The organism is Microbacterium sp. MMO-56, assembly GCF_037146215.1.
Lineage (GTDB): Bacteria > Actinomycetota > Actinomycetes > Actinomycetales > Microbacteriaceae > Microbacterium.
On sequence record NZ_JBBCVW010000001.1, the window covers coordinates 276,815 to 298,592 of the forward strand.

At 71.3% G+C, this 21,778-nt stretch carries 25 protein-coding genes and 2 tRNA genes; 14 read left to right on the plus strand and 13 right to left on the minus strand.

From position 1 onward, the window contains the following. Nucleotides 1-17: 17 nt before the first annotated feature. The 4 genes from WFI00_RS01260 to WFI00_RS01275 are packed head-to-tail and all read right to left on the minus strand — an operon-like array spanning nt 18 to nt 4,447. Nucleotides 18-2,003 (minus strand): acyl-CoA synthetase, encoded by a 1,986-nt coding sequence (locus WFI00_RS01260; protein ID WP_336631245.1) that lies wholly within the window; start codon nt 2,001-2,003, stop codon nt 18-20. A gap of 19 nt (nt 2,004-2,022) precedes the next feature. Continuing rightward, entirely contained in the window at nt 2,023-2,376 is a 354-nt protein-coding gene (locus WFI00_RS01265) for a DoxX family protein (RefSeq protein ID WP_336631244.1), read from the minus strand. Further along, nucleotides 2,373-3,311 (minus strand): fumarylacetoacetate hydrolase family protein, encoded by a 939-nt coding sequence (locus WFI00_RS01270; protein ID WP_336631243.1) that lies wholly within the window; start codon nt 3,309-3,311, stop codon nt 2,373-2,375. Before WFI00_RS01270 ends, WFI00_RS01265 begins: the two co-directional genes overlap by 4 nt. Further along, on the minus strand, nt 3,308-4,447 hold the full coding sequence (locus WFI00_RS01275) for a VOC family protein (protein WP_336631242.1): 1,140 nt from the start codon (nt 4,445-4,447) through the stop codon (nt 3,308-3,310). The genes WFI00_RS01270 and WFI00_RS01275 overlap by 4 nt, the downstream gene beginning before the upstream one ends. A 95-nt stretch (nt 4,448-4,542) precedes the next feature. Between WFI00_RS01275 and WFI00_RS01280 the strand changes: the two genes are divergently transcribed. Continuing rightward, nucleotides 4,543-5,190, plus strand: a complete 648-nt coding sequence (locus WFI00_RS01280; protein WP_336631241.1) for a TetR/AcrR family transcriptional regulator — start codon at nt 4,543-4,545, stop codon at nt 5,188-5,190. Here WFI00_RS01280 and WFI00_RS01285 read toward each other — a convergent pair. Beyond that, complete coding sequence (locus WFI00_RS01285; protein ID WP_336631240.1) at nt 5,183-6,757, minus strand: bifunctional 3-(3-hydroxy-phenyl)propionate/3-hydroxycinnamic acid hydroxylase; 1,575 nt, start codon at nt 6,755-6,757, stop codon at nt 5,183-5,185. The two genes, WFI00_RS01280 and WFI00_RS01285, sit on opposite strands and share 8 nt — an antisense overlap. Nucleotides 6,758-6,868: 111 nt before the next feature. On the opposite strand from WFI00_RS01285, the gene gatC reads away from it, so the two are divergent. From gatC to WFI00_RS01315, 6 genes are all read left to right on the plus strand, one after another. Then, nucleotides 6,869-7,168, plus strand: coding sequence for an Asp-tRNA(Asn)/Glu-tRNA(Gln) amidotransferase subunit GatC (gene gatC, locus WFI00_RS01290; protein ID WP_336631239.1), 300 nt, complete (start codon nt 6,869-6,871; stop codon nt 7,166-7,168). Further along, complete coding sequence (gatA, locus tag WFI00_RS01295; protein ID WP_336631238.1) at nt 7,165-8,676, plus strand: Asp-tRNA(Asn)/Glu-tRNA(Gln) amidotransferase subunit GatA; 1,512 nt, start codon at nt 7,165-7,167, stop codon at nt 8,674-8,676. Before gatC ends, gatA begins: the two co-directional genes overlap by 4 nt. Then, nucleotides 8,676-10,190, plus strand: a complete 1,515-nt coding sequence (gene gatB, locus WFI00_RS01300) for an Asp-tRNA(Asn)/Glu-tRNA(Gln) amidotransferase subunit GatB (protein WP_336631237.1) — start codon at nt 8,676-8,678, stop codon at nt 10,188-10,190. Before gatA ends, gatB begins: the two co-directional genes overlap by 1 nt. 181 nt (nt 10,191-10,371) lie before the next feature. Continuing rightward, nucleotides 10,372-11,628: a DNA polymerase IV gene (locus tag WFI00_RS01305; RefSeq protein ID WP_336631236.1), complete on the plus strand. Its 1,257-nt coding sequence runs from the start codon at nt 10,372-10,374 to the stop codon at nt 11,626-11,628. 41 nt (nt 11,629-11,669) lie between these two features. Then, nucleotides 11,670-11,990 (plus strand): hypothetical protein, encoded by a 321-nt coding sequence (locus WFI00_RS01310; protein WP_336631235.1) that lies wholly within the window; start codon nt 11,670-11,672, stop codon nt 11,988-11,990. Further along, nucleotides 11,974-12,546 (plus strand): hypothetical protein, encoded by a 573-nt coding sequence (locus WFI00_RS01315; protein WP_336631234.1) that lies wholly within the window; start codon nt 11,974-11,976, stop codon nt 12,544-12,546. The genes WFI00_RS01310 and WFI00_RS01315 overlap by 17 nt, the downstream gene beginning before the upstream one ends. Before the next feature lie 4 nt (nt 12,547-12,550). Here the strand turns inward: WFI00_RS01315 and WFI00_RS01320 are convergent, their stop codons facing one another. The 5 genes from WFI00_RS01320 to orn all read right to left on the minus strand — a co-directional run bounded on the left by WFI00_RS01320 (nt 12,551) and on the right by orn (nt 14,540). After that, entirely contained in the window at nt 12,551-13,045 is a 495-nt protein-coding gene (locus WFI00_RS01320) for a DUF2017 family protein (RefSeq protein ID WP_336631233.1), read from the minus strand. Then, entirely contained in the window at nt 13,042-13,332 is a 291-nt protein-coding gene (clpS, locus tag WFI00_RS01325) for an ATP-dependent Clp protease adapter ClpS (RefSeq protein ID WP_336631404.1), read from the minus strand. Before clpS ends, WFI00_RS01320 begins: the two co-directional genes overlap by 4 nt. 8 nt (nt 13,333-13,340) lie before the next feature. Then, nucleotides 13,341-13,691 carry a metallopeptidase family protein gene (locus WFI00_RS01330; protein ID WP_336631232.1) on the minus strand — a complete coding sequence of 117 codons (351 nt, stop codon included), beginning with the start codon at nt 13,689-13,691 and terminating at the stop codon, nt 13,341-13,343. Nucleotides 13,692-13,806: 115 nt separating this feature from the next. Next, nucleotides 13,807-13,882 (minus strand) — tRNA-His (locus WFI00_RS01335). Between the two features lie 34 nt (nt 13,883-13,916). Further along, nucleotides 13,917-14,540: an oligoribonuclease gene (gene orn / locus WFI00_RS01340; RefSeq protein ID WP_336631231.1), complete on the minus strand. Its 624-nt coding sequence runs from the start codon at nt 14,538-14,540 to the stop codon at nt 13,917-13,919. A 59-nt stretch (nt 14,541-14,599) separates the two neighbouring features. Between orn and WFI00_RS01345 the strand changes: the two genes are divergently transcribed. Both WFI00_RS01345 and WFI00_RS01350 read left to right on the plus strand, forming a co-directional pair. Then, nucleotides 14,600-14,672 (plus strand) — tRNA-Arg (locus tag WFI00_RS01345). A gap of 67 nt (nt 14,673-14,739) precedes the next feature. Continuing rightward, entirely contained in the window at nt 14,740-14,949 is a 210-nt protein-coding gene (locus tag WFI00_RS01350; RefSeq protein WP_336631230.1) for a methyltransferase, read from the plus strand. Nucleotides 14,950-14,960: 11 nt separating this feature from the next. On the opposite strand, the gene yczE is transcribed toward WFI00_RS01350, so the two are convergent. Continuing rightward, nucleotides 14,961-15,578, minus strand: coding sequence for a membrane protein YczE (yczE, locus tag WFI00_RS01355; RefSeq protein WP_336631229.1), 618 nt, complete (start codon nt 15,576-15,578; stop codon nt 14,961-14,963). A gap of 61 nt (nt 15,579-15,639) precedes the next feature. Here yczE and yczR point away from each other — a divergent pair, with 61 nt between their 5' ends. Then, the gene (gene yczR, locus WFI00_RS01360) at nt 15,640-17,061 is read left to right on the plus strand and encodes a MocR-like transcription factor YczR (RefSeq protein WP_336631228.1); all 1,422 of its coding nucleotides are present in this window, start codon (nt 15,640-15,642) and stop codon (nt 17,059-17,061) included. A 12-nt stretch (nt 17,062-17,073) separates the two neighbouring features. Here yczR and WFI00_RS01365 read toward each other — a convergent pair whose 3' ends face one another. Continuing rightward, complete coding sequence (locus tag WFI00_RS01365) at nt 17,074-17,319, minus strand: DNA mismatch repair protein (RefSeq protein WP_336631227.1); 246 nt, start codon at nt 17,317-17,319, stop codon at nt 17,074-17,076. A 241-nt stretch (nt 17,320-17,560) separates the two neighbouring features. Here WFI00_RS01365 and WFI00_RS01370 point away from each other — a divergent pair, with 241 nt between their 5' ends. The 4 genes from WFI00_RS01370 to WFI00_RS01385 all read left to right on the plus strand — a co-directional run bounded on the left by WFI00_RS01370 (nt 17,561) and on the right by WFI00_RS01385 (nt 20,870). Then, complete coding sequence (locus WFI00_RS01370) at nt 17,561-18,046, plus strand: single-stranded DNA-binding protein (protein WP_336631226.1); 486 nt, start codon at nt 17,561-17,563, stop codon at nt 18,044-18,046. Between the two features lie 115 nt (nt 18,047-18,161). Beyond that, nucleotides 18,162-18,650, plus strand: a complete 489-nt coding sequence (locus WFI00_RS01375; RefSeq protein WP_336631225.1) for a DUF6993 domain-containing protein — start codon at nt 18,162-18,164, stop codon at nt 18,648-18,650. A 74-nt stretch (nt 18,651-18,724) separates the two neighbouring features. Beyond that, nucleotides 18,725-20,404, plus strand: a complete 1,680-nt coding sequence (gene ettA, locus WFI00_RS01380) for an energy-dependent translational throttle protein EttA (RefSeq protein WP_336631224.1) — start codon at nt 18,725-18,727, stop codon at nt 20,402-20,404. Then, entirely contained in the window at nt 20,397-20,870 is a 474-nt protein-coding gene (locus WFI00_RS01385) for an acyl-CoA thioesterase (RefSeq protein WP_336631223.1), read from the plus strand. Before ettA ends, WFI00_RS01385 begins: the two co-directional genes overlap by 8 nt. Here the strand turns inward: WFI00_RS01385 and WFI00_RS01390 are convergent. Then, nucleotides 20,857-21,714 carry an acyl-CoA thioesterase gene (locus tag WFI00_RS01390; protein ID WP_336631403.1) on the minus strand — a complete coding sequence of 286 codons (858 nt, stop codon included), beginning with the start codon at nt 21,712-21,714 and terminating at the stop codon, nt 20,857-20,859. The two genes, WFI00_RS01385 and WFI00_RS01390, sit on opposite strands and share 14 nt — an antisense overlap. Nucleotides 21,715-21,778: the final 64 nt, after the last annotated feature.

Below are 21,778 nucleotides of genomic sequence, written 5' to 3' on the forward strand. Positions count from 1 at the left end.
GCGACGGCCCGCCCCGGTCACCGATCGTGGATCTCTATCCGGAAGGCGAAGGGCGCGAGCGCCTCCCGCAGCGCCGCGACATCACCCGACGCGTGCAGGTGTGCGACGTGACCGCGAGCGGGGTCCTGCACGACGTCCACGGAGTGGACCGTCACGGGCAGGCCCGCCGCCGCCGCGCGGCAGACGTCCTCGATCTCGCGCCGCACGAGCGCAGGCTTGAAGATCTTCCCGACCGGCGTGATCGGCAGCTGGTCGACGATCCGCACGGCGCGCGGCTGCGCGGCGCGCTCGCCGATGCGCGGCGCGACGGAGGCGAGCAGCCCCTCCGGTGTCGCCGCCGCCCCGGGGACGAGCTGCACGTACACGACGGGCACCTCTCCCGCGTGCGCATCGGGTCGGCCGACCGCCGCGGCGAGACCGACGGCGGGATGCTCGTGGAACGGCTCCTCGATGACCTTCGGATCGATGTTGTGGCCTCCGCGGATGATGATCTCCTTCTTGCGCCCGGTGAGCCAGAAGTAGCCGTCCGCGTCCTGACGCGCCATGTCGCCGGTGTTCACCCAGCGCGCACCGTCGGCCTCGACCCAGAGGCCGCGCTCGTGGTCGGGATCGACGTATCCGGCGAACACGTTGGGGCCGCTGATGAGCAGGACGCCCGGCTCGTCGGGCGCGGCGAAGCGCAGGAACGTGTCGTCGTCGTCGAAGATGCCGACGCTCATCCGCTGATACGGCAGTCGCAGTCCGATCGAGCCGATGCGCGGTCGCGCGGCGGGGTTCACGCTCGAGGCGCACGTGCCCTCGGTCAGTCCGTACGCTTCGAGCACGCGCACACCGGTCCGCTCTTGGAACGCGCGGAACAGCTCCTCGGGCATCGGTGCCGCCCCGCAGAGGGCGTAGCCGATGCTGCTGACGTCGTGATCGCCCGCGGAGCGGTGGAGGAGCGCCGCGAACACCGTGGGGACGCCGGAGAACACCCGGATGCGGTACTGCTCGACGATCTCCCAGAAGGCGTCGAGCACCCCCTCTCCCCGGTACCCCTGCGCTGTGCCGAGGACGACGTGCGCGCCGCGCGACCACGGGCTGAGGCCCGTCACCAGCTGCGCGTTCACGTGGAAGAGCGGCAGGCCGCAGAAGACGGCCGCGCCGGTGTGGAACGCGTCGGGCACGAACGGCTGCACCGCCCACGCGTCGTACACCTCGGCGCCGTGCGTGCGGCGTGCGATCTTCGGGAGGCCCGTCGTCCCGCCCGTGCAGACATACGAGGAGACGTCGTCCGACGTCGGCGGCGGGAACTCCAGTCGGTCGTGCGGCGCCGTGGCGATGACCTCGGCGAACCCGCGGACCTCGACGTCGCCGATCGTCGGCCCCGTCGTGGCGGCGAGGGCCGCCAGGGCCGCGCGCTGGGCTTCGGGGGCATACCGGACCAGATCGACCGTCAGGATGCCCCGGAGCGAGTCGGTCTGCGCCGCCGCCGCGCTCACACGCTCCCAGACGTCCGTGCCGGGCGTCGGGGCGAGCGTGACGAGCCACGACGCGTTGCCGGCGCGCAGCAGCTGCGCGATCTGGGCGCCGTCGAGGAGAGGATTGACGGCGAAGGCGATGCCGGCGGTCTCCGCCCCCCAGATCACCAGGTGGGTCTCGGGCAGGTTCGGGAGCACGAAGGCGACGACGTCGTCGCGCTGCACGCCGAGCCGGCGCAGGGCGTTCGCCGTGCGGTGGATGTCGGAGAGCAGCTCCTCGTGCGTCCACACGACGGGATCGCGCAAGCCCGCCACGTCGAGGAAGAAGGAGAGCGCGGGCGCCGGCGGATCGATGCGCGCGCCTGCGGCGAGCGCTTCGTAGGTGCTTCCGGGGAGACCGCGTGCGGCCAGCGGGACGGACTCCATCCGTTCGACGTCGGCGATCGCGTCGATGCGGATGCCGGGCGCCGCCGACGCGGGGGAGCCGGGTGCGGTGGAGGGGGGAGTGCGGGGGTGGGCCATGGGGTCTGCCTGTCGATTCATGGTGTGACGCTCCGGCCGATCAGAACCGGAGCACGGCGAGGACCAGCGCGGAGGCGGCGAGGGCGCCGACGACGAGCGCGGGTGCCGTCGCGGCGACGGGCTCGCCCGAGCGGGCGTGCATCACGACCGCTCCGGCCATGAGCGCGACGAGTCCCGCCGCCGCGGCCGCGCCAAGGACGGGAAGCCAGACGCCGGCGACGAGCCCGGCGGCGGCGAGCGCTTCGAGGGTGCCGATCACGACGTAGCCCGACCAGGGCACGCGCAGGTGCGCGGCGCGGGCTCGCATGCCGGCCGTGCCGGCGAGCTTCGCGCCGCCGGTCGCCAGGCACGCGAGGGCGAGCAGCCCCGCCGCGACGGCATAGGCGACGGTCACGAGGCATCCCTCACAGTCAGTTCCTGACGGCCGAGATCCAGGCGCCCGTCCGAGCTGACGATGGTCGACTCGACCACGTCTCCGTCCTGGAGGTACCGGGTGTTGCGCTCTTGGGAGCGGAAGAACGCGCGCCACTTGACCGGCGCGGGAAGGAGGGCCGCGATCTTCTCCACGATCGCGGGCGGCGCCTTCAGAGCGGTCCCACCCGGTGTGCCGGTCAGCAGGACGTCGCCGGGATCCATGCGCTGGAAGCGCTGCAGCACGCCCAGGGCGTCCTGCGGCGGCGTGATCATGTCGGCGACCGTCCGATCCTGGCGGGTCACGCCGTTGACGGACAGCGTCAGGCGCAGGTCCTGCTGGAGGTAGGCGTGCTCGCCGGGTGCGAGGACGACCAGTCGCGGTCCGAGCGGTGTGAAGCCGGGGTAGGACTTGCTCTCGTAGAACTGGGTCTTCGTCAGCTGGACGTCCCGTGCGCTCAGGTCGTCGGCCATGACGAGGGCGCCCACGACGTCCTCGAGTCGCGCGTTCCCGCCGACGTCGAGCGGTGCATGGAAGACGAGGCCGAGCTCGATCTCGTAGTCGAGGAAGCCGACGTGAGGGGGTCGGGTGACGACGGCGCGCGCGGGGGCGATCGATCCGGATGCCTTGCGGAAGAACGTCGTCGGCACCGTGTCGGGGTCGATCCCCGAATCCACGGCGTGCGAGCGGTAGTTGACCATCTGTGCGACGACCCGGCACGGAGCGGTGATGGGGGACAGCAGGTCCAGGTCGGCGATCGGGACGCCGTCGCCGGCGGCGCGCGTCGCTGCGGCGAGGATGTCGTCGCGCTCGAGCATGAGCTCGCCGGTGGTGCGCGCGGACGTCGGATACGGTTCGGCGCGGTCGCCGCGATCGATCCACCACCCCTCGGAGGATCGGAGAAGGGAGACGCTCACGGTGCCATCGCTTTCATCAGGCTGCGCAGGACAGTGGGATCGAGGTCGGTCTCGCCCCGCAGCGCGGACGTGACGTTCTTGATGAGATGAGGGGAGAGCTTCGTGCCCAGGAAGTCCTTGGTCACCGGCGGGCCCCACTGGGACAGCCCGCTCGCGCTCATCGAGGCCCAGCCGGGCTGGACGTCGCAGGCGAAGAGGTCGCCGTCCGCGAAGTGCTCGAACATCAGCTTGTCGGGGTCGCGCCAGTAGTCGAAGATCTGGCTGCCCTGGATGTGTCGCCCGATGCCCCAGACCCGGTCGTATCCCTGACCGCGCAGGTACTCGCCGCCCATCGCGACGGCGTCGAGATCGGTGACCTGATACGCGGAGTGCACGTAGCCGCTGCCCGGCCCCAGATGCATCGCGAGGGTGTGGTGGTCGGTCGGGACGCTGCCACGGTCGCACCGGATGAACGCCATCGTCGGGCCGCGGTCGCGGAGGTCGTCGAGATACAGGAAGTCGCTGACGATCATGCCGAGGTTCTCGAGGTACCAGTCGAGCGTGCGACGGAAGCGCGGGGTCTCCAGGACGACGTGGCCGAGCCGCTGCACGCGGGCCGGCTGCGGCGCAGGGCGCTGCGCGACGTCGATGCGCGCGACCGCGCTGCCCGTGTTCCACACGAGCGGCTGCTGATCGGGCAGGGCCGGCAGCGCCTCAAGGCCCGCGACGATGCGGATCGGGATGCCCGCGGGGTCGGCGATCTCGATCGCCCAGCCGTCGAGGTAGGGGATGACCGGCGTTCCGAGCGCCCGCTCGAGGCGGTCGAGGTCCGCGCGGTCATCGGCGAGGAAGGTGGGACCGACGAAACCGCCGCGTTCGCTCTTTCGGATCACGAGACACGGAACGCGCGACCATGTGCCGCGCAGATAGAGCGCGTCGGCGGTGCGCTGCGCGACCGAGAAGCCGAAGTCGCGCGCGAACAGTTCGGCGCGGTCGAGATTGGGTTTGGCGAACTCGAGCCAGGCGAGGTCTCGCACTTTGATGACGGGATTCTTCGCCCGCCCGGGATGCTCGGCCCGCAGCCCGCCGGCCTCGCTGTGCAGCCCGGAGTGCACGTCGGCCACGGGAGCGCCGGCATCGGCGTTCAGATCGTCCATCCTCAACTCCTTTGTCAAGTGTGATCAATTGTGATGAAAGTATCAGTTATGTCGTCGCGGATTGCAAGCATCGACCGCTCGATAGACTGCGGCGGATGAGTTCCGACGATGCATCGAGGTCCGCACGGCGGCGCGGGCGCACGCGAGAGGCGTTGATCGGCGCCGCCCGCGAGCTGATCGCGGACGGTCGCGCCGCGGCCGCCAGCATCCAGGAGATCACCGAACGCGCGGACGTCGGGTTCGGCTCGTTCTACAACCACTTCGCCTCCAAGCCGGAGCTGTTCGACGTCGCGACGGAGGCTGTCCTCGACGACTGGGCCGACAAGGTCAACACGGCGCTCGCGGACATGCCGGATCCCGCCGCGCGGTTCGTCAGCGGCATCCGTCTGACCGGGCGTCTGGCCACGACCGACCGAGAGTTCGCGCACGAGCTGCTCGAGCTGGGTCTGCGGCCGCTGTCGGCCACCACGGGACTCGCTCCGCAGGGTCGGCGCGATCTCGTCGACGCGGTCGAGCAGGGGCGCTTCGACGTCGCCGACGTCGATGTCGCGCTGGAGCTGGCCGGAGGCGGACTGCTCGCCCTGCTGCACCGGGTCCTGTCCGGCGGCGCCGAGACGCGCGCCGGCTCCCGCGACCCCGACACGGCGTTCAGCATCCTCTCCGAGCAGCTGCTCCGGGCCTGCGGCATGGACCCCGCCGAAGCCCGGGAGATCGCGTACCGTCCGCTCCCGGAGATCAGCTGACCCCGGTGACCCGCGCCGGCTCGAGGTCCGCGGTCGCGGCGGGGGCCAGCGTGGCGGCATAGCGGGCGAGGGAGGCGGCGGCCCGCCGTCGACCCCGATGTCCGGCCGCGACGGTGCCGTCCGGCCGGACGAGCAGGAATCGCCTGCCCCCCGACCAGCGGCGCAGCATCGACGGGGCCGGGCCGCGCCACCCGGAGACCCAGAGCAGGCCGTGCCGGCGCGCCAGGCGCGCCAGGGCGGCATCCGGTCGTCCGGACGTCTCGACGAGGCAGCCGCCGGCGGTCGCCCCGCCCGGGATCTCGTAGGGGAAGAGCATCCCGCGCCGGTCGGCGCGCGCACCCCAGACGAGCCGCGACGGCACCAGCGCGGGCGTGACGGAACTCGTCGCCAGCGTGGAGAGCCCCGGCACCCGCTCGGCGCGCGGCAGCAGCAGCGTGCGCAGAGCGCGCGCCCGGATCGTCGTGCTCGTCATCGCGCGACCGATCATGACGGCGCGGAGGATCAGCGCGCGGGTGTGCGGCGCGCGCTCCGCGGCGTAGGTGTCGAGCACCTCGTCGGGGGCGCCTGCGGCGTGTGCCGCCAGCTTCCAGGAGAGGTTCGCGACATCGCGCAGTCCCGAGCCGAGACCCTGCCCGACGAACGGCGGCGTGACATGCGCGGCATCGCCCGCGAGGAACACGCGACCGCGCCGCCAGCGATCGCTGATCATCGCGCGGAACGCGTACTCGACGCACCGGATGACCGTGAGCTCGGTGTGCTCCGGATCGTCGAGCCACGGCCGGATCACGGCGCGCATCACGTGCGGATCGGCGAAATCGGCGCCGCGCTCGCCGTCTCGCAGCCGGAACTCCCACCGGTGCCGTCGATCGTCGATCTGCATGTAGGTCCCTGCCCGGTACGCGTCGAAGACCTGGTCGATCCCGCCCCACGAGCGGACCCCCGTGGCCACCTCGACGTCCATCACGACCCACCGCTGGTCGAAGCCGAGGTCCTGCATCCGAGCACCGATATGGTCGCGGACGGTGCTGCGCGCACCGTCGCATCCGAGGAGATACCGCGCGTCGACGTCCTCGGCTGTCGCGCCCTTCGTCCGGTGCGCGCGCACGCGGACCCCGCCCGGGATGTCGGTGAACCCGTCGTACTCGTATCCGCAGGCGAGGTGGATCTCGGGCAGGTCGGCGACGCGGGAACGCAGGAGGAGCTCCAGGTCGGGCTGGTGGAACATGCTGGCCGCGGGGAGCGATCGATCCGCCGACTCCGACCGCCGGAACATCGCGAGGGTGCGCAGTCGTGCGTCGACGAGTCGCAGGCCCTTGCCGGGGCGGCTGATCCGGCGGAAGTCCGCACCGACTCCGGCGCGGTCGAGGATCCGCAGGACCTCGTCGTCGAGGTGGACGGCTCGCGGCTGCGGGTACGGCGCGTCGTGCCGCTCGAGGACGATCGAGCGCAGCCCGCGGCCGGCGAGCAGGATTGCCGCGCACAGGCCGACAGGGCCGGCGCCGACGATGACGACGTCCGCGCGGGCGGGGAGGGTGGCAGGGGAGGGCATCGGGTCGACGGTGACCATGGACATCCTTCGGGACGGGCGCCCTCGTCGGCGCTTCCGGATGAGACTGTCTGACAGTTTCATCAGTTCTGATACGCAGGTCAAGTGTGGGAACGCCCGTAGAATGTGCGGGTGTCTGAAATCACCCCTGATCTCGTCCGCCATCTCGGCGTGCTGGCCCGGATCCAGCTCGACGACGCCGAGGTGGAGCGCCTGACCGGCCAGCTCTCCGCGATCGTCGACAACATCGCGAAGGTGTCGGAGGTCGCGACCCCGGACGTGCCCGCGACGAGCCACCCGATCCCGCTCGAGAACGTCTTCCGCCCCGATGTCGTGGGCGAGATGCTGACCACCGCGCAGGTGCTGCAGAACGCGCCCGACGCCACGGGCGACCGCTTCAGGGTGACGGCGATCCTGGGGGAGGAGCAGTGAGCGACCTCACGCGCCTGAGCGCTGCGGACCTGTCCGCGAAGCTGACCGCCGGCGAGGTCTCGAGCGTCGAGGCGACGCGCGCCCACCTCGACCGCATCGCCGCCGTCGACGGCGACGTGCACGCCTTCCTCCACGTGAGCGACCACGCGCTCGAGGTCGCCGAGGGCATCGACCGGCGCCGGGCCGCGGGAGAGCCGCTGGGCGAGCTCGCCGGCGTTCCGCTCGCGATCAAGGACGTCCTCGTCACCACCGACATGCCCTCCACGAGCGGGTCGAAGATCCTCGAGGGGTTCATGTCGCCCTACGACGCCACCGTCGTCGCGCGCTCGCGCGCCGCGGGGCTCGTACCCCTCGGCAAGACCAACATGGACGAGTTCGCGATGGGCTCCTCCACGGAGCACTCCGCGTACGGCCCGACGCACAACCCGTGGGATCTCGACCGGATCCCGGGCGGATCCGGCGGCGGCTCGGCCGCGGCCGTGGCGGCCTTCGAGGCGCCGATCGCGCTCGGCTCCGACACGGGCGGCTCGATCCGCCAGCCCGCGCACGTCACCGGCACGGTGGGCATGAAGCCCACCTACGGCGGCGTCAGCCGCTTCGGCGCGATCGCCCTGGCATCCTCCCTCGACCAGGTCGGCCCCGTCTCCCGCACGGTGCTCGACTCCGCCCTGCTGCACGACGTGATCGCGGGGCACGACCCGCACGACGCGACGTCGCTGACGGATGCCTGGCCGTCGTTCGCCACCGCCGCCCGCGAGGGCGCGACCGGCGAGGTCCTGAAGGGGCTGCGCGTCGGTGTCATCCGCGAACTCCCCGACTCGGGGTTCCAGGCCGGCGTCTCCGCATCGTTCCGCGCGGCCCTCGCGCTGCTCGAGGCGCAGGGGGCGGAGATCGTCGAGGTCAGCGCACCGCACGTCGAGTACGGCGTCGCCGCGTACTACCTGATCCTTCCCGCGGAGGCGTCCAGCAACCTTGCGAAGTTCGACTCCGTGCGCTTCGGCCTGCGGGTCGACGTGCCCGGCGGAACCGTCGAGGACGTCATGGCGCGCTCGCGCGAGGTCGGCTTCGGCGACGAGGTGAAGCGCCGCATCATCCTCGGCACGTATGCGCTGTCGGCCGGGTACTACGACGCCTACTACGGCAGCGCCCAGAAGGTCCGCACGCTCATCCAGCGCGACTTCGACGCGGCCTTCGCGCAGGTCGACGTCATCGCGACGCCGTCGGCTCCGACGACCGCGTTCCGGCTGGGCGAGAAGATCGACGACCCGCTGCAGATGTACCTCAACGACGTCACGACGATCCCCGTGAACCTCGCGGGGATCCCGGGCATCTCGATCCCGTCGGGTCTCGCCGAGGAGGACGGGCTGCCGGTGGGCATCCAGTTCATCGCGCCGGCGCGCGAGGACGCCCGCCTCTACCGCGTGGGAGCGGCCGCCGAAGCGCTGCTCGTCGATTCGTGGGGTGGTCCGCTGCTGGACCGCGCACCGCTCCTGGGAGGGAACCGCTGATGGCCAAGGCCGCACTCATGGACTTCGACGAGGCCCTGAAGCTCTACGAGCCCGTGCTCGGGTTCGAGGTGCACGTCGAGCTCAACACCGAGACGAAGATGTTCTCGCCCGCGGCGAACCCTGCCCACGCGTCGAACCACGACGCGGCGCCGAACACGCTCGTCGCGCCCGTCGACATGGGGCTGCCCGGCTCGCTCCCCGTCGTCAACGAGCAGGCCGTCCGCTTCTCGATCAGCCTGGGCCTCGCGCTCGGCTGTCAGATCGCCCCGTCGAGCCGGTTCGCGCGGAAGAACTACTTCTACCCCGATCTCGGCAAGAACTACCAGATCTCGCAGTACGACGAGCCGATCGCGTTCGAAGGTCAGGTCGAGGTGGAGCTCGAGGGCGGCGACATCGTCACGGTGCCCATCGAGCGCGCCCACATGGAGGAAGATGCGGGCAAGCTCACGCACGTCGGCGGCTCGACCGGACGCATCCAGGGCGCCGAGTACTCTCTCGTGGACTACAACCGCGCCGGGGTGCCGCTCGTCGAGATCGTCACGAAGCCGATCTTCGGGGCCGAGCACCGGGCGCCGGAGCTGGCGGCGGCGTACGTGCGGGCCATCCGCGACATCGTCCTCGCCCTCGGGATCTCCGAGGCGCGGATGGAGCGCGGCAACCTCCGCTGCGACGCGAACGTGTCGCTCCGCCCGCGCGGCCAGGAGAAGCTCGGCACCCGCACCGAGACCAAGAACGTCAACTCGATGCGATCGGTCGAGCGTGCGGTGCGCTACGAGATCCAGCGCCAGGCCGCGATCCTGGCCGGCGGCGGCACCATCACCCAGGAGACCCGGCACTGGCACGAGGACACCGGGACGACCTCGCCCGGGCGCCCGAAGTCGGATGCCGACGACTACCGGTACTTCCCGGAGCCCGATCTGCTGCCCGTCGCGCCCTCGATCGACCTGATCGAGAGCCTGCGTGCGGCGCTCCCCGAGGCGCCGGCGGTGCGCCGTCGCCGCCTCAAGGGGGACTGGGGTTTCGCCGACATCGACTTCCAGGGCATCGTCAACGCGGGACTGCTCACCGAGGTCGAAGCGACGATCGCAGCGGGCGCCGCACCCGCCGCCGCACGCAAGTGGTGGATGAGCGAGATCTCCCGCATCGCGAACGCGCAGGGCGTCGAGCCCGGGTCGCTCGTCGACCCGGCATCCGTCGCCGCGCTGCAGCAGCTGGTCGACGCAGGGACGCTCACGGACAAGCTCGCCCGGCAGGTCCTCGAGGGCGTCATCGCCGGTGAGGGCACGCCGCAGGAGGTCGTCGACGCCCGCGGGCTCGCCGTCGTCTCGGACGACGGTGCGCTCATCGCCGCGATCGACGAGGCCCTCGCCGCGCAGCCCGATGTGCTCGCGAAGATCCGCGACGGCAAGGTGCAGGCCGCCGGCGCCGTGATCGGCGCCGTCATGAAGGCGATGAAGGGCCAGGCGGACGCCGCCCGCGTCCGCGAGCTCGTCCTGGAGCGCGCCGCCGGCTGACCCGCCCGCCGCCCGCGCCTCGCCCCCGTCCCCGCCCGCCGTCCGTCCCTCGCCCCCCCGCCCCTCGCCCCCGTCCGCCGAGTGTCCACGACGCGCGGCGAGAGGGGGGCGCGTCGCCGCGCGTCGTGGACACTCGGGAGGGGATGGGGCGCGTGTCCGGGGCGTCGGCGAGAATGGGTGCGTGGGACGCGGCGATGGGAGTGGGCGACGCGTGTCGCCCGACGACGCGGATGACACGGGGACGCGCATCCTGCACGTCGACATGGATGCCTTCTACGCCTCGGTCGAGGTCCTCCACGACCCGTCGCTCGCAGGCAAGCCCCTGATCGTCGGCGGGATGGAGGGGCGCGGCGTCGTCTCGAGCGCGTCGTACGAGGCCCGACGGTACGGGGTCCGCTCGGCGATGGGCGTGGCCCAGGCGCTGCGGCTGTGCCCGCAGGCGATCGTCGTGGTGCCGCATTTCGAGCGGTACGCGACGCTGTCGCGACAGGTGATGGCGATCTTCCACGAGATGACCCCGCTCGTCGAGCCCCTGTCGATCGATGAGGCGTTCCTCGACGTGTCGGGCGCGCGGCGGCTCTGGGGCTCGCCCGGCGAGATCGCGCGGATGCTGCGCCGCCGGGTGCTCGCGGAGACCGGCCTCGTGTGCAGCGTGGGCGTGGCGTCCACCAAGCACGTCGCCAAGATCGCGTCGACCCTGTCCAAGCCGGACGGTCTGCTGATCGTGAGCGAGGCCGAGACCGCGGGCTTCCTCGCGGCGCTTCCGGTGCGCGCCCTCTGGGGCGTGGGACCGAAGGCGGCCGAAGCCCTCGAGAGTCGAGGCATCCGTCTCGTCTCCGACATCCTCGCCTCGCCGCGCCGGGTCATCGAGCGCACGCTCGGGGCGGCCGGAGGCGAGCGCATCTGGCAGCTCGCGCACGGCCGCGACCCCCGCGAGGTCGAGACAGACCGCGTCGAGAAGAGCATCGGCCACGAGGAGACCTTCCTGCACGACGTCGCCGACCCCGCGACGCTGCGCAGCGAATTGCGCCGTCTCGCCGACCGCGTCGCCGGACGACTGCGGACCGGCGGGTGGGAGGCGCGGACGGTCGCGCTGAAGCTCCGCTACGCCGACTTCACGACGCTGTCCCGGGCGAGCACTCTCCCCGAGCCGACGGACGTCGGGCAGCGGATCGGCGACGTCGCGATCGGCCTCTTCGACGCCCTCGAGCTGTCGCAGCCCGTTCGCCTCATCGGGGTCCGCGCCGAGAAGCTGCAGAGCGGGGGAGCGGCGGCGCTCGCCCTCTGGGACGACGACGAGGACTGGCGCCGCGTGGACGCCGCCCTCGACGACGCGCGCACCAGGTTCGGCGGCGGGGCGGTCACCCGCGCGAGCGTGCTCGGGCCGCGTCGCGACGTCAACGCGCTTCCGACGAATCCACGGCTTCCGCGCGACTGAGGGCCGTCGCGCGGGCGCACGCCAGCGGCTACGGTGGTCGTATGCCCAATCTCGCACTCGAACTCGCCAAGCAGACCGCGTCCCTCGGCGTCACGAGCGTCTACGGCGAACAGCAGGATGTCGACGGCGTGCGCCTCGTCCCCGTCGCGGTCTCGTGGTCGGGGTTCGGCGCGGGCGATGACGGCAACGGCGCTGCCGGCGGCGGTGGCGGGGGTGCGGCGTTCCCGGTCGGGGCCTACATCCGGCGCGGGGACGGCGTGAGCTTCGAGCCCAACATCATCTCGCTGCTCGCCGTGGGCATCCCCTTCGTCTGGGTCGCCGGCCGGGCGCTCAGCCGCGTCATCCGTGCCCTCAAGCGCTGACGGATTCGACGCCGCGATCTCCGACGCGCTCGAGCGCGTGCGGGTTGCCGCGCGGGCGCTCGCGCCGGATCGCGTGGCGATCCTGATCGACGGTCGTTCGGGCGCGGGGAAGACCACGCTGGCCGCTCGCCTCGCCCGGACGTGGCCCGGCCCCGTGCAGGTCGTGGCGCTCGACGAGCTCTACCCCGGGTGGGACGGGCTCGAGTCCGGGGCGGAGACGGCCCGGACGGACATCCTCGTTCCCTGGGATGCCGGGAGACCCGCACGCTGGCGCCGCTGGAACTGGTCGACTTCGGCGCCGGGGGACGAGGCCGTCACGTCACCCGACGCGGCTCTCATCATCGAGGGATCCGGGGTGCTGACGGCTGCGTCCGCGCCTCTCGCGCCGATCCGGGTGTGGCTGGAGTCCCCGGAGGACACGAGGCGGGAGCGTGCGCTGGCCCGTGACGGCGACACCTACCGTCCGCACTGGGAGCGCTGGGCGGACCAGGAGGTCCGCCATCTCGATCGGGACGACCCCCGATCGCTCGCGACCATCGTCGTCGCGGTCCCCTGAGGGCTCAGTCCTCGAGCGCGTGGAGCAGTCCCTCGAGGCGGAACCCGAGCCAGTTGTAGATGCCGAAGCGGGGATCGTCGGGGTCGTCCTGTCCCTCGTCGGTGATCCCGAGACGCGTCGCCATGACCAGGCGCACCGACGTGAGGGTGCGCAGCCACGCCGAGACCCCGGGTCCGTCGAGCTCGACGACGAAGGCCTCCGTCGCGTCGGCATCCGAGATCTCCTCCGGCCGCAGGGCGATTCCCTCGCGCCGCAGCGTCGTGAGGACGGTCGTCGCGTCGTCGCGTCGACGATCGAGCAGGTCTCCCTGGGTCAGGCGGCGGAACTCGTCCGCCGCCACGGCATCGTCGCGGTACGCGTCGGGGACGAGCCGGGCGATCGCCGGATCGTCATCCACGGCGTCGTCGACCGTCTCCGCGATGAGGTCGGCGAACTGCTCGACGAGGTCGGTGAGGTGCGCGGCCTCGAGGATGGACATCTCCAGCAGGACACGGGTCATGCGCCGCCCTCTCGTACCGTGGCCCAGAGGCCGAAGTCGTGCATGGCCTGCACGTGCAGCTCCATGAGTTCCCGCGCGCCCTCGGCGACGACGGCGTGGCCGCGGTGGTGCACCGAGAGCATGAGCTGCTCCGCGCGCTCGCGGGAGAAGCCGAAGTACGTGCGGAACACGTAGGTGACGTAGCTCATGAGGTTCACCGGGTCGTTCCACACCACCGCCTGCCACGGGCCGGACGTGTGATCCCGAACCGCCAGGTCGACGTCGTCGAGGGGGAGCGTGGATGCCATGGCAGAGCTCACGCCCATCCGAGCTCGTGGAGCCGCCGGTCGTCGATGCCGTAGAAATGGGCGATCTCGTGCACGAGCGTCGTGTGGACTTCGTCCCGCAGCTGTTCGACGTCGTCGCAGGCGTCCAGATGCGGCTCGCGGTAGACGATGATCCGGTCGGGCAGCTCGCCCACGCCGTAGCGGTCGCGCTCGGTCAGAGCGAGTCCGTCGTACAGCCCGAGCAGGTCGAGCGATCCGTCCTCGGGCCGGTCCTCGATGACGAACACGACGTTGTCGAGTCCGCCGATCATCTCGTCCGGCAGAGCGTCGAGTTCATCGGAGACGAGGGCGTCGAACGCATCGGCGTCCATCTCGATCATGCGCACCTCCCGGCGGGTCTCCCCAACAAAGATGCACCATTCCGCCGCGTGGCATCCCCGATTCCGACCGTTCGCGCCACGGATGTCGTCCGCGCCCCCGGTACGAGGGCGAAAGTGGGGTGGCTAACGGGGCTTGAACCCGCGACCCCCGCGACCACAACGCGGTGCTCTACCAACTGAGCTATAGCCACCATGTCCCCGTCACCGGGCAACCAGACGATTCTATTACACCTCGGAGGCATACGACGACACGGCGGCGGAAGCGGCCTGTCGAGCTTCGTCACTGGTCGGGCCCGGAGCGGGCACGAACACCGCCTCGCGGTAGTACGCGAGCTCGCGGATCGACTCGCGGATGTCCGCGAGCGCGCGGTGTCCGCCGTCCTTCGCCGGCGCGTTGAAGTAGGCGCGGGGGTACCACCGCCGCGACAGCTCCTTCACGCTGGAGACGTCGACATTGCGATAGTGCAGCCAGCGGTCGATCCTCGGCATGTACTTGGCGAGGAACATCCGATCGGTGCCGATGGTGTTTCCGGCAAGGGGGGCCTTGCCCTCGGCGACGAAACGCTGGATGTACTCGAGCGCCTCGAACTCCGCCTCGGCGAGGCTGACACCGTTCGGGATCTCCGCGAGCAGGCCCGAGCGTTCGTGCATCGACCGCACGAACTCGCCCATGTGGTCGAGCGCCGACGCGTCGGGCTTGATGACGATCTGGAAGCCCTCGTGCACGGGGGTGAGGTCGAAGTCGGTGACGATGATCGCGATCTCGACGAGCTCGTCGTTCTCGAGGTCGAGCCCCGTCATCTCGCAGTCGATCCAGACGAGGCGGTCGTTCTCCGCGGCATTCACCATGCCCATCATCCTAATGAGACGGCCGGACACCGGCCCCGAGCCCGCTACGCTGGATCCGCGCCTCCGTAGCTCAGGGGATAGAGCAGCGGCCTTCTAATCCGCCGGTCGATGGTTCGAATCCATCCGGGGGCACCTCGGTTCGTCCTCTGGCTTTCCGGTCGGCGTCGGCGTAGCGTCGGCGTTGACGAGAGGAGTCATCATGAGCACCATTTCGTCTGGTCTGTGGGTCGCGTACGGGTCCGAAGGCAACGTGGTCGGTACCGTGCGTCGCGGTGACGAGGGATACACCGCGACCGTGGCGGGGGCGGACTCGAGCCTCGGGACCTATCCGACGATGGACATCGCGAAGAACGCGCTGCACGGTCACCTGCCGCCGGGTGCGGACTGGCCGACCTTCCGCGAACACTGAGCCGTCGGCGCTCACGCCGCGGGTGTCGTCACCGCCGTCGCCCGGCGCGCGGAGCGACGGCGTCCGTCGAACAGCGGCAGCGTGCGGTGCACGAGCGGACCGATACCCGCCGCGAAGAGCACAGTGCCGAGCCCGACCGTGCCGCCGAGCAGCCATCCCGCGAGGAGGACGGACGCCTCGACCCCGAGGCGGGCCGCCCAGATCGGCCACCCGAGCCGGGCATGGATCCCGGTCATGAGCCCATCGCGCGGGCCGGGCCCGAAGTCGGCGCCGATGTAGAGCCCGGAGGCGACCGCCACGAGCAGCATGCCGCCGACGAAGACGAGCACCTGCAGGGCGAACCCCTGGACGGCGGGAGTGAACGACAGCGTCAGCTGCATGCTCGTTCCGACCAGGAGGATGTTGGCGACGGTGCCGATCCCCGGCCGCTGCTTCAACGGGATCCACAGCAGGAGGACGAGGAAGCCGACGATGTTGGTCACCCACCCGATGCCGATCCCGGTCTGCACCGACACGCCCTGCCCGAAGACGGTCCACGGGTCCACCCCGATGTCCGCGCGCACCATGATCGCGCAGCCCGCGCCGTAGAACACGAGGCCGACGAGGAGTTGGGTGATCCGGAGTGACATGGGTCCATCTCAGCGCACAATTGGACTCAGAGCACGATGCCAATTGCGCTATGGTGGCCGCATGGATTCTCGGATCACGGCGCGTTCGCTCGCTGTCGCGCTCGGCGGGTGGCGAACGCGCTCCCCGGGGTACGAAGCGCTCGCCGACGGCATCCGGCTGCTCTGCCTCGACAATCGGCTCGCCGCTCGGACGGCGCTCCCGGCGGAGCGCGAACTCGCCGGTGCCCTGAACGTGAGCCGGACGACCGTGGCGGCCGCGTACCGCAGCCTCCGCGACAGCGGCCACATCGAGAGCCTCCGCGGGTCGGGCAGTGTGACGCTCCCGCAGCGGGGCCGTGAGCCCGGCCGGGTCGCCGCGGGCGAGGGCGACATCGACCTCCAGCAGGCGAGCCCCGCCGCGTGGCCGGGGCTCGCCGGTGTCATCAGCGAGACGGCGGAGGATGCCGCGTCGCTGGTGTCGCGTGCGGGGTACGACGTGCGCGGTGCGATCGCGCTGCGCACCGCCATCGCCGACCGGTACACGGGGATGGGGATTCCGACGACCCCCGACGAGGTGATGGTGACCACGGGTGCGCAGTCGGCGATCCACCTCCTCGCCGAGAGCCGGCTGCGGCGCGGGGATCGCACCCTCATCGAGACGCCGACCTATCCCCATGCCGCCGAAGCATTCCGGCTGGCCGGAGGGCGTCTCGTCGGCGTGCCCGTCTCCGCTCAGCACGGCTGGGACCTCGACCGCGCGGTGCAGGCGTTCGCCCGGACCGAGCCCCGCCTCGCCTACCTCATGCCCCGCTTCCAGAACCCGACCGGTCGGTCCATGAGCCTCGAGGAGGAGACGGTCGTCGCGGATGCCGCCGCCCGTGCGGGCACGCTGCTCGTCGTCGACGACACGACCGCGGACCTCGTCATCGACGACGGTGCCCGTCGCGATCCGGCGTTCGCCGTCGGCGGCGACGTCGTCCGGGTCGGATCGCTCGGGAAGACGGTCTGGGGCGGCCTGCGCGTCGGGTGGATCCGCGCCCACGGCGACCGGATCTCCCGCCTGCTCGCCGCGCGCCCGCCGCGCGATCTCGGGACCCCCGAGTTCGAGCAGGCGGTCGCGGTGCGCCTGCTCGCGCGCATGCCGGACGTCCTGGCGCAGCGCGCCGAGCTCTTGCGCGCGGGGCGGGATGCGCTCTCGGATGCTCTGGCGGTTCATCTCCCCGCCTGGCGTGCGCCCCGTGTCGCGGGCGGCGTCGCGATGTGGGTGGAGCTGGACGCGCCCCTGAGTTCGGGACTCGTGCTGGCGGTCCGCCCGCGCGGGGTCTTCCTCTCGGCCGGTTCTCGGTTCGCCGTCGACGGGACGCACGATCGTCATCTGCGCATTCCGTTCACGGCGCCCGTCGAGGACCTCCGACGGGCGGTCGACGTCCTCGCGGAGAGCTGGCCCGAGGTGCGGGCCGCTGCGCCCGTGGAGGCCGTCGACGCGGCCGACGCCCTCGTGTGAGTCGCGTTCGGCTCAGCGCAGGTACCTGAGGCATTCGACGGCCTCGCGGGCTGTCCAGAACGCCCCCAGATGTCGTAGGCGCGCGGCCGCCACGTCGAACCTCTCGGCGTGGAATCGGACGCCCTCGGCGCGGTCCTCGGCGCGCAGGTGCCCCACGACGCGGCCGGTTCGATCGAGTACGCGCCACCGGGTGGCCGAGACGGCGCGCAGCGTCACTCCGCGGACGATCGGATGAGGGGTGGGGGTGATGGTCGTCATGTCTTCCTCCTTCACTCGAACATATGTGCGACCTCCGACATCGCCCCGAAGGCCGAGGGCCGCGCGATGCCGTCCTCCACAGCCGCGGATTGCGGACTGTGGTCCACATTCGTCGGCTCATCGCGGACGCGCGACGACGAGCGGCGGGAAGCTGGGCGTGCTCCGGCACCCGACACGGGCACGCGGGTGCCGGAGCGGCGCCGGAGACCGACTGCGGCGCGCACACGAAAGGGAGCGATCCATGACAGATCTCATCGCCGTGACCGGCAATGTCACCGCCTCACCGGTGCTGCACACGACCGGGGGAGGCATCCCGATGGTCACGTTCGGACTCGCGAGCACCGAGCGCCGCTTCGAGAACGGCGCGTGGCAGGACGGCCACACGAACTTCTACAACGTCTCCGCGTTCCGCGCGCTCGCCGAGCACGCCTTCGCGTCGTTGGCGAAGGGACAGCGCGTCGTGGCGGTCGGGCGTCTGCGCGTGCGCAGGTGGGAGGCCGCCGGCCGCACCGGCACGAGCGTCGACCTCGAGGCCAGCAGCCTCGGGCCCGACCTCAAGTTCGGGGTCGCCTCCTTCCGCAAGCACGGTGCGGCCGCCGCGTACGATGCCGCGGCGGAGGGGGAGGGGCCCGGCGACGCCGTGCCCGCCGACCCGCCCGACTCCCGACTCGCGGCGGAGGACGGATGGGCCGTCGCGCCCGACGAGGAGGAGGGACCGCCCTTCTGACGCTGTCGCCGTGCGGGCTGACGCTGTCGCCGTGCGGGTGGCCGATGCCGTCGCCGTGCGGGCCGCCGGTGCCGTGACGGCGAGTGCCACGACGCCGACGGCCTAGGATCGGTGCGTGCCCGGATCCGACCGCCCCGCCTCGCGGGCCTTCGTCGCCACGGCGATCGTCGTGGCCGGCGCGATCGGGGCCGTCGGCGCGGCGGGATGCGCTCCGACCCCGGCGGATCCGCCGGCGTCGTCAGCCCCGGACCCGTCCCCGACCGCCACGGGCGCGGTGCTTCTCCCCGAGGGATCGGCGGCCGACAACCTGCCGCTGTTCACGCAGGTGATGGACGGCGTCGCCGCGACGGACGCCCGCGTCCAGGGGCGGGCGTACATCGATGCGCTGGTGGCCGCCGGCTTCCCGAAGGCGGACATGGAGGTCACGAACGACCAGACGACCGTCGGCAACCCCGCGGACTCGATCCAGTTCTCCGTCCGATGGGACGGGGAGTGCCTCGTCGGCCAGGTGGGGCCGTCTATCGCCGTGCCGACCGCGATGGTCCTCCCGCTCGTTCCCGGAGATACCTGCCTCATCGGGCAGACGCGCCCGATCGACTGGTGACGACCGGAGGCGCGGGCTCGACGCACCTCTCCCGTCGTCCGCGCGTGCGCGCCGCCCCGTAGACTTGGCGCGTTATGGCCGAATACATCTACTCCATGGTCCGTGCCCGCAAAGCGGTGGGCGAGAAGCTGATCCTCGACGACGTCACGATGTCGTTCCTGCCGGGCGCGAAGATCGGCATGGTCGGCCCGAACGGTGCCGGCAAGTCCACGATCCTGAAGATCATGGCGGGGCTCGACACCCCCTCCAACGGCGAGGCGAAGCTCACCCCGGGCTTCACCGTGGGCATCCTCATGCAGGAGCCGGAGCTCGACGAGACCAAGACGGTCCTCGAGAACATCCAGGAGGGCGTCGCGATCAAGGCGAAGCTCGACCGGTTCAACGAGATCTCGGCCCTGATGGCGGACCCGGACGCGGACTTCGACTCCCTCCTCGCCGAGATGGGCGTCCTCCAGGAGGAGATCGACGCCGCCGACGGGTGGGACCTGGACTCCCAGCTGGAGCAGGCCATGGATGCCCTGCGCACGCCGCCCGGGGACGAGCCGGTCACGAAGCTCTCCGGCGGTGAGCGTCGTCGCGTCGCGCTCGCCAAGCTGCTGCTCCAGAAGCCCGACCTGCTGCTCCTCGATGAGCCGACGAACCACCTCGACGCGGAGAGCGTCCTGTGGCTCGAGCAGCACCTGCAGTCGTACAAGGGCGCGGTCATCGCGATCACCCACGACAGGTACTTCCTCGACAACGTCGCCGAGTGGATCGCCGAGGTCGACCGCGGCCGGCTCATCGGCTACGAGGGCAACTACTCGACCTACCTGGAGAAGAAGGCCGAGCGCCTCGACATCCAGGGCAAGAAGGACGCGAAGCTCGCCAAGCGGCTGAAGGACGAGCTCGAGTGGGTCCGATCGAGCGCCAAGGGACGCCAGACCAAGTCGAAGGCGCGTCTGCAGCGCTACGAGGAGATGGCGGCGGAGGCCGAGCGGACGCGGAAGCTCGACTTCGAGGAGATCCAGATCCCGGCGGGTCCCCGCCTGGGAAGCGTCGTCATCGAAGCGAAGAAGCTGCAGAAGGGCTTCGGCGACCGCTCTCTGATCGACGGCCTCAGCTTCAGCCTGCCGCCCAACGGCATCGTCGGGGTGATCGGCCCGAACGGCGTCGGCAAGACCACGCTGTTCAAGACGATCGTCGGACTGGAGCCGCTCGACGGCGGCGACCTGAAGGTCGGCGAGACGGTCAAGATCAGCTACGTGGACCAGAGCCGCGCGAACATCGATCCGAACAAGACGCTGTGGGAGGTCGTCTCCGACGGCCTCGACATCATCACGGTCGGCAAGACCGAGATCCCCTCCCGCGCCTACGTGTCGAAGTTCGGCTTCAAGGGCCCGGACCAGCAGAAGAAGGCCGGCGTGCTCTCCGGTGGCGAGCGGAACCGTCTGAACCTCGCGCTCACGCTCAAGGAGGGCGGCAACCTGCTCCTCCTCGACGAGCCCACGAACGACCTCGACGTCGAGACGCTGAGCTCGCTGGAGAACGCGCTCCTGGAGTTCCCGGGCTGCGCCGTCGTGATCACCCACGACCGGTGGTTCCTGGACCGTATCGCGACGCACATCCTGGCCTACGAGGGCACGGACGAGAACCCCGACCAGTGGTACTGGTTCGAGGGCAACTTCGAGGCGTACGAGGCGAACAAGATCGAGCGGCTGGGTCCGGACGCGGCGAACCCGCACCGCTCGACCCACCGCAAGCTGACCCGTGACTGAGCGCATCCACGTCCCGATCCCGCTGCGGTGGGGCGATCTGGACGCGTTCAACCACGTCAACAACGCGACGATGCTGAAGCTCCTGGAGGAGGCGCGCGTGCGCGTCTTCTGGGAGCCGATCGTGGGCGAGGAGGCTCCCGACACGGCGGTGATCGACGCGGGGGCGGATGCCGCGGTGCTCACCCTGATCGCGCGGCAGGAGATCGAGTACCTCGCACCGGTGCCCTACCGGCGCGAGCCGCTCGACGTCCAGATGTGGTTCGGCGCGATCGGCGGGTCGAGCGTCGAGGTCTGCTACGAGGTCTACAGCCCCCTCAGCGACGCCGACCAGACCCTCTACGCACGGGCATCCTCCGTCGTCGTGCTCGTCGACGCGCAGACGTTCCGACCGACGCGCCTCAGCGCCAGGATGCGTGAGGCCTGGGGCCCCTACCTCGGGGAGCCGGTCGCGTTCACGCGGCGCTGAGGTCGCCCTCCGGCACGCGGACCGTGATCTCCTGCGCGACGGTGGCGACGAGGGCTCCCTCGCGGGTGTACATCCGTCCCGTGGAGAGCCCGCGTCCGCCGCGGGCGCTCGGCGAGTCCTGGGTGTAGAGCAGCCACTCGTCGGCTCGCGCCGGACGGTGCCACCACATCGCGTGGTCGAGGCTCGCGACCTTCAGCCCCGGGAACGCCCAGGCCACCCCGTGGGCGCGTAGCACCGGCTCCTGAATCGTCAGATCGCTCATGTAGGCGAGGACCGCCCGGTGCATCGCCGGGTCGTCCCCGATCGGGCGACGCACGCGCATCCAGACGTCCTGGCGCGGCTCGTGCGCGCCGGTCACGGTGTCGTAGATCGCCCCGTCGGCGTGCACGACCTCGATCGGACTGTCGCGGAGCAGGCGCCGGGAGATCGGATGGAGCGTCGCGCCGGCCCGACGGTCGAGCGCGTCCTCGGGCGAGAGGACGTCGGTGGGCGCCTCGGCCTGGTGGTCCAGGCCGCCGTCCTCGCGCTGGAACGAGGCGATCATGGAGAAGATCGGCAGCCCGTCCTGGTAGACCTGGGTGCGCCGCGTCGCGAACGAGCGGCCGTCGTGGATCCGATCGACGGAGAGCGTCACACCCTGGGTCGCATCGCCCGGTCGGAGGAAGTAGCCGTGCATCGAATGCGGCACGCGGTCCTCGTCGGTCGTCCGTTCCGCGGCGACGATCGCCTGAGCGAGCACCTGCCCGCCGAAGATCCTGCCGGCGGGCATCGGATGGGACGAGCCGGTGAAGATGTCCTCCGTCGTGCGTGCCGCGCCCGAGTCGAGATCGAGCACGTCGAGCATCGTGGCGACCGGGTCATCCGCCTCGGGCGCGTGCCCCGGCTCCGGCGATCGGCCTGACACTCCC

Coding starts and splice junctions, on each gene's coding strand:
- ettA (WP_336631224.1), top strand. CDS start 18,725: ATGGCCGAATACATCTACTCCATGGTCCGTGCCCGCAAAGCGGTGGGC.
- clpS (WP_336631404.1), bottom strand. CDS start 13,332: ATGGCATCCACGCTCCCCCTCGACGACGTCGACCTGGCGGTTCGGGAT.
- orn (WP_336631231.1), bottom strand. CDS start 14,540: ATGGTGAATGCCGCGGAGAACGACCGCCTCGTCTGGATCGACTGCGAG.
- WFI00_RS01260 (WP_336631245.1), bottom strand. CDS start 2,003: ATGAATCGACAGGCAGACCCCATGGCCCACCCCCGCACTCCCCCCTCC.
- WFI00_RS01310 (WP_336631235.1), top strand. CDS start 11,670: ATGCCCAATCTCGCACTCGAACTCGCCAAGCAGACCGCGTCCCTCGGC.
- yczE (WP_336631229.1), bottom strand. CDS start 15,578: ATGTCACTCCGGATCACCCAACTCCTCGTCGGCCTCGTGTTCTACGGC.
- yczR (WP_336631228.1), top strand. CDS start 15,640: ATGGATTCTCGGATCACGGCGCGTTCGCTCGCTGTCGCGCTCGGCGGG.
- WFI00_RS01390 (WP_336631403.1), bottom strand. CDS start 21,714: ATGCTCGACGTGCTCGATCTCGACTCGGGCGCGGCACGCACGACGGAG.
- WFI00_RS01285 (WP_336631240.1), bottom strand. CDS start 6,757: ATGGTCACCGTCGACCCGATGCCCTCCCCTGCCACCCTCCCCGCCCGC.
- WFI00_RS01330 (WP_336631232.1), bottom strand. CDS start 13,691: ATGATCGAGATGGACGCCGATGCGTTCGACGCCCTCGTCTCCGATGAA.
- WFI00_RS01280 (WP_336631241.1), top strand. CDS start 4,543: ATGAGTTCCGACGATGCATCGAGGTCCGCACGGCGGCGCGGGCGCACG.
- gatB (WP_336631237.1), top strand. CDS start 8,676: ATGGCCAAGGCCGCACTCATGGACTTCGACGAGGCCCTGAAGCTCTAC.
- WFI00_RS01370 (WP_336631226.1), top strand. CDS start 17,561: ATGACAGATCTCATCGCCGTGACCGGCAATGTCACCGCCTCACCGGTG.
- WFI00_RS01275 (WP_336631242.1), bottom strand. CDS start 4,447: ATGGACGATCTGAACGCCGATGCCGGCGCTCCCGTGGCCGACGTGCAC.
- WFI00_RS01350 (WP_336631230.1), top strand. CDS start 14,740: ATGAGCACCATTTCGTCTGGTCTGTGGGTCGCGTACGGGTCCGAAGGC.
- WFI00_RS01365 (WP_336631227.1), bottom strand. CDS start 17,319: ATGACGACCATCACCCCCACCCCTCATCCGATCGTCCGCGGAGTGACG.
- WFI00_RS01320 (WP_336631233.1), bottom strand. CDS start 13,045: ATGACCCGTGTCCTGCTGGAGATGTCCATCCTCGAGGCCGCGCACCTC.